The organism is Streptomyces sp. H27-H5 (assembly GCF_026627505.1).
Lineage (GTDB): Bacteria > Actinomycetota > Actinomycetes > Streptomycetales > Streptomycetaceae > Streptomyces.
This window is the reverse complement of the sequence record NZ_JAPNLK010000243.1, coordinates 1-3,188: the sequence shown is the minus strand read 5'-3', so window position 1 is coordinate 3,188 and position 3,188 is coordinate 1. Positions and strand designations below refer to the sequence as shown.

Annotated in this window: 2 protein-coding genes; both read left to right on the top strand. The window is 64.4% G+C overall.

Annotated features, from left to right (window positions below):
- The first annotated feature begins 535 nt into the window (after positions 1–535).
- Entirely contained in the window at positions 536–1,402 is an 867-nt protein-coding gene (locus OTB19_RS42350; protein WP_267804186.1) for a hypothetical protein, read from the top strand.
- Between the two features lie 388 nt (positions 1,403–1,790).
- Positions 1,791–2,336: a hypothetical protein gene (locus tag OTB19_RS42345; RefSeq protein WP_267804185.1), complete on the top strand. Its 546-nt coding sequence runs from the start codon at positions 1,791–1,793 to the stop codon at positions 2,334–2,336.
- The last annotated feature ends 852 nt before the right edge of the window (positions 2,337–3,188 follow it).

Sequence of the window (3,188 nt, the reverse complement as noted above, 5' to 3'; positions counted from 1 at the left end):
CCTGCACACCGGCACCGACATCGGCCACCCCAACGACGCCTTCGACACCGCCGCCATCGTCCACCTCGCCGACCACGAGGCGTGACCGCACCCAACCCGCCCAACCGGAAAAGGACCTGCAACGCGCAGCACTAGGTCAGTTGCCGACGCCATCCGGTGGGCGGAGACCGAGGCCCGCGAAGGTGGAAACATGTGGTTCCAAGCGTGTTTGGCGTTCGCTGCGAGGGTCCACGGATGGGGCTACTCGGGCGTTAATTTCGCGATAGACCATTACCGAGAAATGCCCGCGAGCATGAGACACGACAGGGACAGGAATCCTCCGCCGGGTGCTTTGATGTACTGGGACACCGGAAAAAGAGCTGGACATGTGGCCGTCTATCTCGGAGATGGAAAAATTGCGAGCAACGATATTCGGCGCCCGGGATATATTGACATCGTACCGGCAACTGAAATTGAAACACGCTGGGGCGCCACCTATCTAGGATGGGCACCGCCCTATTTCCCCAAGGGTGGATAAGGCGGAGAAAGTAGAACGATGACCATGAACCCCGATCAGGTTCCCCCGACCCCGATCTTCACCATCACCGTCAGTGCCCACGGCGCAGCCTCGGTTGATGGCGAGGAGATCACTGCCCCCGGGCTAACATCCGCCGAGGCGCGCGTCGCGGCCCTCGCCGAGATCAGGATCAAGGCGGCCTACCACGGCCGTCCTGTCCGAGTCCTCGCCAAAGAAGCGGACGGGACGGCGTGGCCTCTCATCGTGGGGGTGGACGGGGCCGTGACCACAGTCAGCGGACCTCACCCCACGGCGCCAGCCGAGCACAGTAGAGCGCCCAAGGCGCCCGATGTCACTGCTCCCGCGCCGAGCCCGCAGGATTCTGATCGGGAGCAGCCAAGCACACCCCCAACCCCCGGCCCCGTGGGCGCGTGGATTCCTGGGCCGCACCGGCCGCTGTGGGAGACCCTCGTCGCGCAAGAAACGAGCGGCGCCCTGGTCGAGGCCATCATCACCGCGGACCGCCTAGAAAGTGAGCTAAGCCAGCAGTACGGGCCGCAACACCGCTACACACTCCACGCCCTCAGCATCCGAGCGTGGCTCACCCTGCGCCACACCACCGAATGGGCCGAGACCACCGAGCTCCTCATCGAGGCGGGGGAGCGACTACTCGCAGCCGGCACACCCGCCCTCGCGGACAGCATTAAGGTCGTCCGCAATGCGCACGGCGCATGGCGAACCCTGCGCGACGAGGACTCGGAGACGGCCCGCGAGTTCGCTCCCACACTCCTTGCGCTATTCGACACGCTCGGAACTCTGACCGGCCGACCGGCCGAAGGGAATGCCCGCGCCCACGATGTCCTGGACTGGGCACAAAACTCCGGAGCACGATCAGGCGCAGCGTAACCCCACAACCCACGAGAGCCCCCTACCGGAATCGGTAGGGGGCTTTTGTGTTTCCTGCCCGCGCCGGGCACAGCGAGGCGCAGCGAAGGCATTGGAGGGGCCCTACGGGCCATTTCTTCCGGGGCGTGGCCCAGGGTGCCACACGGCACGCCGCGCACCGCCCTGCGGGCCCTGGCGGGCCCTCCGGGCGAATTGCCGGGCGCCTTCGGCGCGTTCACCGGCAATTCGGTCCACTTCGCGGACCGCCCTTTTGCCTGCGCCTTCGGCGCGCACCGGCAAAAGGGTTTTCGGCCCTGCGCCTTCGGCGCGCACCGGGCCAAAAAGCACACGCCGAGCCGTGCGGCCTCCTGGGCAACGCCCCGGAAGCACACGACGAAAGGCACCTTCCGTGACCCCGATTAACTGCCAGCAGTGCGGCGGACTGACCCAGTTCCGTATTCAGCCGGACGGCCTGTTCAAGTGCCACGAATGCGGCGACCTCCTCCACCGGCGCGACATCGACCTAGCCGGCGCCGAGGTCTGGACGGTCAATGCCGAGGGAATGCTCGGATACGTCGCCAGCCCGGACGCATCCCTCACAGAAATGGCCGAGGCCGTCGAGGAGTACCTCAACTCCCCGGACAGCACGTACGGGCAACTTGCAGCCCTCGAAAGGCACCGTACGGCACTGATTGCCTTCCTTGAGGCAACGGCCGCCGGAGTCAAGGCCCTGCCTACCTATACAGAGATGCAGGTTCACGACGCCGTAAATGAGGGCGCCGACATCGTGAACGGGTATCTCGACCTCGGAGAGCCGGAATCTGACGCAATCAATCTCGTGGTTAACGCGGCGATTGCCTGCCTCGAAAAGCCGGGAACCTCATTCGAGGAAATGGTCCAGAGTAGCTATATGGTTGAAAGCCCCGAAGAAATTCGTTCGTGGTGGGGATGGTGAGACGGACAGCAAGAGTAAAGATTAGGTAGAGAACCAAAGGGCGACGAGTTACTCGTCGCCCTTTGGCATGCCCCAGTATGGGCGGGGCAATCGACAGCCCTTCGGGCTGGTCCGCCCCTGAAGTGGCCTTCGGCCACGGGCGGACGTGACCCCGCTTCGCGGGCCCATAGGTGAAACCCGCCCCCTTGAATGGCCTACGGCCATGGGGCGGGAAAGACCCTGCCCTATCGGGCAGCCGCTAGCGCGGCGGACCCCCTTAAAGGCGCTTCGCGCCTGGGGTCCACCCCTACGGGGTAATAGGAATACGGCCTACGGCCGCCAAAATAAAAGAGGTTTCGTGCAACACGGTAAAACGGTTAAGGTAATTCAATAAAGAGGCGACCACCACCCTTGATAAAGAAAGCCGGATGCTGTATGTTGGGCACACAAAAGAAAAGGGAAACGAGTGAAGGGGTTGAATCGATACCACGTTCGAGTGGAAACGGAATCAACCAGCTCGTCCCCCACCCTCATAGCCAGCCAAGCCGCGCAGCGGCTAGGTTTGGCCGCGAAGCGGCAAAACCCCAGTTCAGAGGCCGTGAAACGGCCCCAGCACCACCCGCCGGCACTCGCGAAGCGAGTGTCAGGCTCCGCGAAGCGGAGCCCGGGGACGGCGTGAAACGCCGTCAGGTGATCGGCGAAGCCGATCACTGGGCATAGGATGCGAAGCATCCTATGGACCCGCGCCGCTCCTGGCATGGGCCGAACGGTCCCCGACGACGGGCCACGCAGTCCCTTGAATGGGTTCCGATGCCGAGTGGCCTCGCCGGCCCACGGGGCGGGGGCAATTTCCTTGCCTCCGCCCCTGCCGGT